This is a genomic window from Moorena sp. SIO2C4, from assembly GCF_010672485.1.
GTDB lineage: Bacteria > Cyanobacteriota > Cyanobacteriia > Cyanobacteriales > Coleofasciculaceae > Moorena > Moorena producens.
The window spans coordinates 1-7172 of record NZ_JAAHGN010000322.1; the positions used below are offsets into that span (position 1 = coordinate 1).

Annotated in this window: 9 protein-coding genes; 1 reads left to right on the forward strand and 8 read right to left on the reverse strand. The window is 44.4% G+C overall.

Features of this window, described 5'->3' with window-relative positions; genetic code table 11:
• Positions 1–104: 104 nt before the first annotated feature.
• From F6K20_RS17605 to F6K20_RS17625, 5 genes are all read right to left on the reverse strand, one after another.
• Positions 105–995, reverse strand: coding sequence for an ABC transporter permease (locus tag F6K20_RS17605; protein WP_008185203.1), 891 nt, complete (start codon positions 993–995; stop codon positions 105–107).
• A gap of 355 nt (positions 996–1350) precedes the next feature.
• Positions 1351–2310 (reverse strand): ABC transporter permease, encoded by a 960-nt coding sequence (locus tag F6K20_RS17610; RefSeq protein WP_008185204.1) that lies wholly within the window; start codon positions 2308–2310, stop codon positions 1351–1353.
• Positions 2311–2417: 107 nt separating this feature from the next.
• Entirely contained in the window at positions 2418–2618 is a 201-nt protein-coding gene (locus tag F6K20_RS17615; RefSeq protein ID WP_287295454.1) for a hypothetical protein, read from the reverse strand.
• The gene (locus tag F6K20_RS17620; RefSeq protein ID WP_287295456.1) at positions 2573–4279 is read right to left on the reverse strand and encodes a peptide ABC transporter substrate-binding protein; all 1707 of its coding nucleotides are present in this window, start codon (positions 4277–4279) and stop codon (positions 2573–2575) included. The genes F6K20_RS17615 and F6K20_RS17620 overlap by 46 nt, the downstream gene beginning before the upstream one ends.
• Positions 4276–4758, reverse strand: coding sequence for a hypothetical protein (locus tag F6K20_RS17625; RefSeq protein ID WP_008185207.1), 483 nt, complete (start codon positions 4756–4758; stop codon positions 4276–4278). The genes F6K20_RS17620 and F6K20_RS17625 overlap by 4 nt, the downstream gene beginning before the upstream one ends.
• A 139-nt stretch (positions 4759–4897) precedes the next feature.
• Between F6K20_RS17625 and F6K20_RS17630 the strand changes: the two genes are divergently transcribed.
• Positions 4898–5110 carry a helix-turn-helix domain-containing protein gene (locus F6K20_RS17630; protein WP_008185208.1) on the forward strand — a complete coding sequence of 71 codons (213 nt, stop codon included), beginning with the start codon at positions 4898–4900 and terminating at the stop codon, positions 5108–5110.
• A 163-nt stretch (positions 5111–5273) separates the two neighbouring features.
• On the opposite strand, the gene F6K20_RS17635 is transcribed toward F6K20_RS17630, so the two are convergent.
• Genes F6K20_RS17635 through pyrF form a run of 3 tightly spaced genes read right to left on the reverse strand, consistent with a single transcriptional unit; the run spans position 5274 to position 7019 of the window.
• Positions 5274–5471 carry a hypothetical protein gene (locus tag F6K20_RS17635; protein WP_287295458.1) on the reverse strand — a complete coding sequence of 66 codons (198 nt, stop codon included), beginning with the start codon at positions 5469–5471 and terminating at the stop codon, positions 5274–5276.
• Complete coding sequence (locus F6K20_RS17640) at positions 5468–6304, reverse strand: pentapeptide repeat-containing protein (protein WP_287295460.1); 837 nt, start codon at positions 6302–6304, stop codon at positions 5468–5470. Before F6K20_RS17640 ends, F6K20_RS17635 begins: the two co-directional genes overlap by 4 nt.
• A complete protein-coding gene (pyrF, locus tag F6K20_RS17645; protein ID WP_008185210.1) occupies positions 6297–7019 on the reverse strand; it encodes an orotidine-5'-phosphate decarboxylase in 723 nt (240 codons plus the stop codon). Before pyrF ends, F6K20_RS17640 begins: the two co-directional genes overlap by 8 nt.
• Between the last annotated feature and the right edge of the window lie 153 nt (positions 7020–7172).

The following is a 7172-nucleotide window of genomic DNA, read 5'->3' on the forward strand; positions in this document are numbered from 1 at the left end:
CTGATGTAGTCCCCTACTCCCTACTCCCGATTCCCGATTCCCGATTCCCTGTTCCCGATTCCCGATTACCGATTCCCGATTCCCGATTCCCGATTCCCGATTCCCTACTTCCTCCTTGTTTGCGGATCCAAAGCATCCCTCAATCCATCCCCAATATAATTAATACTAAGCACTGTTAAAAAAATTGCTAATCCCGGAAAAATTGCCATATGAGGCGCTATTTCAATATAATTTTGGGCATCAAATAGCATACGTCCCCAGGTAGGAACATCAGGGGGAAACCCTAAGCCTAAAAAACTCAGAGTAGACTCAGTAATAATTGCATTTCCCACCGCCAAGGTAGCCGCAACAATTACCGGACTAAGCACATTAGGAAGAATATGAGCCCAAATCAATCGACGAGGTTTAGCACCAATCGAGCGAGCTGCTGTTACAAAATCCATCTCTCGCACTGTCAAGAAACTAGCTCGTACTAATCGCGCCACCGACATCCAATTCAAGCAACCAATTACTAGCACTATCAATATAAAAATACCCAACTCTGGCCCAGCCAGCTGCCGCATGACATCTCGGAATAAATAAATCACTAACAGTAACAACGGTAGCTGAGGTAATGCTAAAAATAAATCCGTCAGACGCATTAGGAAGGTATCAATTACTCCTCCATAGAAACCCGATAACGCTCCAATTAAAGTTCCCAAGGAAATCGCCACTACCATAGCCGCAATCCCCACCGTTAAAGAGATGCGTCCCCCCCACAATACCCGAGCCAGTTGATCCTGCCCTAAATCATTAGTACCAAAAGGATGTTCCCAACTTGGTGGCGCACTGGATAGACTAAAGTCAATTTTGTCAATAGGTGTTTTATCAATGAATGGCCCTAAAACAATGGTAAGCACCATAATTATAAGTACAATAGACCCGATTACAGCCATTCGGTCTTGGCGAAACCGACGCCATCCATCTCCACCAAAAAACTTCCACAGAAAATTCATTTTTTGTATAGTGTATAGGCTTTTAATTAGGTGAGGTAAATTTTAGGGAGCAGGGAGCAGGGAGCAGGGAGCAGTTAAGTTCTAATAAGTAATAGTTTAAAAATTCTGTGTACCTCATTATATAGCAATTCTATATCCCATAAGGTACAAAATGACCCCCCTAAATCCCCCTTAATAAGGGGGACTTTGAGGTTGATAAGCGTACCTCATAACTGCGATAAACGCTATAATATAGACTGCTGTAGACCTCAGTTAGCTATAGCATTTATATCATGAATTGTGATAGTTTTTATTCCCTAATCCCTAATCCCTACTCCCTAATCCCTGTTCCCTGTTCCCTGTTCCCTGTTCCCTACTATATTATCTGAACTCTCGGATCTAGAATGCCATAAAGGATATCAGCGACTAGATTAAAGACTACAATTAAAATAGCGTAGATAAAGGTAATCGCCATCACTACTGGTGTATCGTTTCGATAGATAGAATCAATCAGCAAAGCACCAATTCCAGGTACTCGGAATACTTGTTCAGTGATTAAAGCACCAGTGAATACAGTAGGAATATCTAGGGCGACTAAGGTAACAACCGGAATCAGAGCATTCCGTAAGATATGGCGATTGACCACTACAAATTGATGTAATCCCTTAGCATAAGCAGTACGCACGTAGTCTTGATTTAGCTGTTCGAGTATGGATGAACGAATAAAACGCATCAATACTGCTGCTTGAAATAAGCCTAATACTACGATGGGCATGATAGACTGCTTGACTTGGATAACAAAACTATTCCAATCTGTTACCTTCAGGGTGCTGTCGTAGATAAACGGTAACCAATTTAGCTGGACACTAAACAGAATAATGAACAGCAAACCAGTGAAAAAGGTTGGTAGAGAAAATCCTAGAAAAGCCAGGGTGGTGACAATGTTATCAAAGATAGAGTAACGTTTAAGTGCCGAAATTATTCCTAAGGGAAACGCCAGCAATACAGCAAAAATATAAGCGGAACCTACAACCCATAACGTAGTAGGTAAACGCTGGAGCATTAGGGCACTAACAGGACTACGGCTAGTGAAGGAGTATCCCATATCCCCTTGGATAAATGACCACGCCCATTTAATATACCGAATCGGGATGGGTTGGTCTAAACCAAGGGCTCGACGAATATTTTCCCGCACTTCTGGGGTAATCGAAGGATTAGTGGCAAATTCCCCCATCGGGTCTCCAGGTGCTAAGGCCAGGATACCGAATACTACGATACTGATAGCAATCAAGGTGGGAATAGAAACTAAAAGACGATTAATTAAGTATCGCGTCATTGAAATTGATTATTAGTTAATTTGTAAGCATTCAGCTATCAGCCGTTGGCCGTTGGCCACGCTACGCGAACAGCCGTCAGCTAATGAACAGGAGGTAGTAAACAAGCTTATGCTGGTACGGCTCGTTGAAAATCCCTGCTCATTTTACTCATTCGACCCCCTATAGTTAAAATCCCTCCTAGCTGATAGCTGATAGCTGATAGCTGATAGCTGATAGCTGACGTTAATTGAAACTTGAAACTTGAAAAATTAGGAATAACTATCACTTCCGCTTCCAATCCATAATATTCCAAGTATTGCGATCCCATGGTGTCAAGTCATAACCCTCCAGCTGATTGCTAAACCCAGCTGCGTCAGCCCGATGGACAATGGGCAAAACTACCACATCATCTTTAACCAGTAAGTCATTCATCTGGATAAAGATTTTCCGACGTTTTTCTGGGTCTAACTCCTTTGTAGACTGCTGCCAAAGCTGATCGTATTTCGGATTACAGTAGCGAGAGACATTTTTTCGAGACCATTGATTAGCTTTCTGGGAAATTTCATCACAGGTATAGGTTTTCAGATACGCACCAGGGTCGGGGCTATCATTCCCTGTGGTGAACATTTGTAGGTCAGCATAGAAGCGTTGGTTAGTATCGGTGTTGGCTGGATCACCAGAGAAATAAATACTAGCATCAATACTCTTGAGTTCTACCCCAACCCCAATCGAGGCTAGGGTCTGTTTGACAATTTCCTGAGTCTTCTGGCGCACGGGATTGACCGAAGTCTGAAACAACACGGTCATCTCCACCCCATCTTTATCCCGAATCCCGTTACCATTGGTATCTTTCCAGCCTGCTTCCTCCAACAAGGCTACCGCTTTTTTAGGGTTAAATTCATAGGTAGTATTGGGAGACTTATATTGCTCTGGTAACACTAAGAAATTCCCTGTGGCTTTGCCCGTTGGTCCATAAAGCTGTTGGGCAATGGTTTCCCGGTCTAGGGCTAGGTTAAAAGCCTGACGCACTCGCTTGTCTTTGAAGAACGGATGGGGAAATTTGACACTAGACCGTTCTCCAGAGGGGGCTTGTTGATTGGGGTCGGTTTGATTGATTAAAATCCGTTCTACCAACGCCCCAAAGATAGCCACCACTTTACCTTTACCCCCCGCTTCCAGTCGCTTCAACACCGGTGCTTCCACTTGCAGATTGTAGGCATAATCCCCATCGCCGGTTTGTAAGACTGCTCTAGCAGCAGAGGTAGCATCACCACCGCCTTTTAGTTCTACTCGCTCGAAATAGGGTTTATCGGCTTCTCGGAAGTTAGGGTTTGGCTGATAAACTACAGTATCCCCTGGCTTAAATTCTACGACCTGATAAGGACCGGTTCCTACAGGCATCAAGTTGGCTGGCGCTTGTCGTGCATTGGCACCATTGAAATCTTGATATAAATGCCGTGGCAAAATAATGCCATCACTACCGGAAAAGACTAAAAACCAAGCTGGATTAACATCCTTGAAGTTGACTTTGACTGTGTAGTCGTCGATTGCTTCAACGTTTTTGATAGTTTTATAGGTACTAGCAGTAGTCGAACCTACGGCTGGATTGGTGATGAACTCATAAGTGAACACCACATCAGCAGCGGTGAAAGGGGTGCCATCGGACCACTTTACATTGCGCTTTAGTTTCCAAGTCACCGACTTACCATCAGCAGCAATTCCACCATTCTCTACCGTAGGAACTTCTGCTGCCAAAAACAGAACCATCTCCCCATTTTTGTCATAACTAGTCAGAGGTTCAAGGGTAATCCGACTCGCTTCGGAATCCTTGTAACCATTAGAAAGATGGGGATTGAGGATAGTGGGTGCTTGCCAGTACAGTAGCTTCAAAGTACTGTCCTGGTTGGACTGTAAAACTGCACTATCAGGGGAATTACAGCCAGTTAAACACAGAAGACTCAATAGAATCAGGATATAGTATCTAGTCAAAAATCGTCCCACCAACTTTTCTCGTTCACATACATTTGCCGCAATTGTTGCAATTCTGCCTCAAAAAGTACACGTTTGACTAGACCAACCAATTTTCCCCACTGATAAAGATTAAGCTTTGAGGAAGCTTGCTTAAACTGCTGGGCGTAGAATCGGCTCCAAAAACCCAGGGATTGCTTGGATTTGTGCCTTTTGTCCCGCCGTTTAAGCCAGCGGTCGTAATCTCCAGTTTTTGGGGGGTCTACCCCTAAAATTGGCGGAAAATCGGCGTAGCTGACAAATTGACTGACACCTTTGGCGTGTACGTAAACAACGTGCTGCCAGCAATCGATGCGATAAATTTCCTCTGGTTGGATATTAAAAAACAAGGCTACCGTATTTTCAGTGACAAATCGTGCCAGTGGATGAACCACTCGCGATTTATGGTTGATTTTAGATACGGTGACTACGGGTAATTTATGGCTAGGTGTTGTTAACATAATTAGTATTACCTCCATGTTTCTTGACATGAGGTTTGCTATGTGCGATCGCCCTGGTGTTTAAATTTTTTGAGGGCGATCGCTTTTCATAGTTTGCTCGATTGAACTATTAAACTATAAACTTCATCAATTGTCAAGTATGGGTTTAGTCAGACTGAAAGTACGAGAACTAGCACAGGAGAAGGGCTGGACACTCAAGGAAGTTTCTGACCGTTCCGGAGTGATTTACAGCACTGTAAGACACTATGCCCGCTGTCCTGGTCTAAAAACAATTGACTATACTTCTATGGATAAATTAGCCAGGACGTTTGATGTAATGGTTCAGGACTTAGTAGAGATTTTAGAAGAGTGAAGGAAATCAGCGCTAAATTCTTAAATCTTTCTAAACGTAAGCTATCAGCGTGTCGCGTATCAGCTATCAGCTGATGCCCGTAGCGCAATCGGTGCTTTTGAATAAAATAAGCTGACGGCTGACCACTGACGGCTGACCACTGACGGCTGAATGCTTTGCTGTCTCAAGGACGGGAATTGACGGGATTCTGTTCAAAGGCTCGAATTGTCCCAGCACGACAATCCCGGAGCCAAGTCTTAACCGCTTGACCAATAACACCATTAGTACTTTCCCGTGGCGGTGTAGGAAGTTTGCCTTCTGAAACAGAACCAATACGGGAAAAAATCATCACTAAGCGCCAGCCATCAGAGCTTTTGGTCAAAAATAGCAGTGATAATTCTGAAACTCTACAGCTTTATCCTTGAAATACTTGCGCTCTAGGGTAGTTAGAAAGATTTGTTGAAGTGCTTCGCTATCCGTTGGGTTAGGTACAGTCGTGGATTGAAAGGACTTAAGGGGCAGAGGTTCAAACTCTGGCTTTCCTGCCACGATTACATAACTGAAATTGTCCACAGTGGAGTCTGAGCGCCGCGCCCTCTGAATCACTCGATTGGCATAGCTAGGTAAATCCTTCAGCAATAGGGAGGTTAAGGTTTCCACCTCTACCGAACAGGTTGGACGGGGTGAAGGTTGAAGGTTGGCAGGTCGGAGGAACCTTGAAGGGTTAAGGTTGGTCGGTTGGAGGTTGGCAGATTGAAGGTTGGGAGGTTGAAGGTTAGTAGGTTGAAAGTTGGCAGGTTGAAGGTTGACAGGTTGAAGGTTGACAGGTTGAAGGTTGACAGGTTGAAGGTTGACAGGTTGAAGGTTGACAGGTTGAAGGTTGACAGGTTGAAGGTTGACAGGTTGAAGATTGACAGGTTGAAGGTTGACAGGTTGAAGGTTGGTCAGTTGAAAGTTGGTAGGTTGTTGGCCAAAGGCGTTCGAGAAGGGTAGGTTCAACAGTAGACCTCTTTCAAAAGTAGTTTTCTGATACTGTTTTCGTGAATTCTTGTCCACTGTTCCCTGTTCCCTGTTCCCTGTTCCCAACTTCTGAAAGAAGTGTAGTTGAAAGTTTTCTGGGAAACCTTCTAGGTTCAACTTGCTAAGGTTCAACCCATTAATCTGTAATCCCAAGTAAGCAATTAGAAGTAATCCCGTCAGCTGAAAGCTATACACCAGTACCAGCTAATTCCTCACAAATCCTATTCCAGGCAGCCACTGGGTCGTCAGCAGCGGTAATTGGTCGCCCTATAACTAGGTAATCTGCACCAGCTTGTAGAGCAGCTAGTGGGGTCATTGCCCGTCGTTGATCACCTTTTTCTGACCATTGGGGGCGTACTCCTGGACAAACCAGGAGAAAATCATCACCACACACTTGTCGTAGCTGTGATACTTCCATGGGGGAGCACACTGCCCCATTCAAACCTGACTCTTGAGCGAGTAGTGCCATTTGTAAGACAAATTCGGGCAACTCGATCGGAATTTTCAGGTCAAAGGCCAAATCCCGGGAATTGAGACTGGTGAGTAGAGTAATACCAATTAACTTTGGGGGGGGACATCCCGCTGTCAAAGCTCCCTCAACTGCCGCTTCAGCCGCTCGTTTGAGAGCATTGCGACCAGCAACAGCATGAATGGTGATTAAGTCCACACCATAGGCGGCTGCAACCCTTGTTGCTCCAGCGACCGTATTGGGGATATCGTGAAATTTAAGATCCAGAAATATCCGCTTTTGCCGATGTTTGAGAGTATGAATAATCTCAGAACCAGTGCTCACAAACAGTTCCAGCCCTACTTTCCAAAAGCTAACCTCAGGCAACTGCTCCACTAATGCGATCGCATCTTCTTTGCTCGGCACATCCAAAGGAACAATAATCCGATCTTCAACCTTCAACCTCCTAACCTCCTAACCTTCAACCTTCAACCTCCTAACCTTCAACCTTCAACCTCCTAACCTTCAACCTCCTAACCTTAAACCTTCAACCTTCTAACCTTCTAACCTTCTAACCTTCTAACCTTCTAACCTTCATTGATACCTTCAACTAAC

Coding starts and splice junctions, on each gene's coding strand:
- F6K20_RS17605 (WP_008185203.1), bottom strand. CDS start 995: ATGAATTTTCTGTGGAAGTTTTTTGGTGGAGATGGATGGCGTCGGTTT.
- F6K20_RS17610 (WP_008185204.1), bottom strand. CDS start 2,310: ATGACGCGATACTTAATTAATCGTCTTTTAGTTTCTATTCCCACCTTG.
- F6K20_RS17615 (WP_287295454.1), bottom strand. CDS start 2,618: ATGGGATCGCAATACTTGGAATATTATGGATTGGAAGCGGAAGTGATA.
- F6K20_RS17625 (WP_008185207.1), bottom strand. CDS start 4,758: ATGTTAACAACACCTAGCCATAAATTACCCGTAGTCACCGTATCTAAA.
- F6K20_RS17630 (WP_008185208.1), top strand. CDS start 4,898: ATGGGTTTAGTCAGACTGAAAGTACGAGAACTAGCACAGGAGAAGGGC.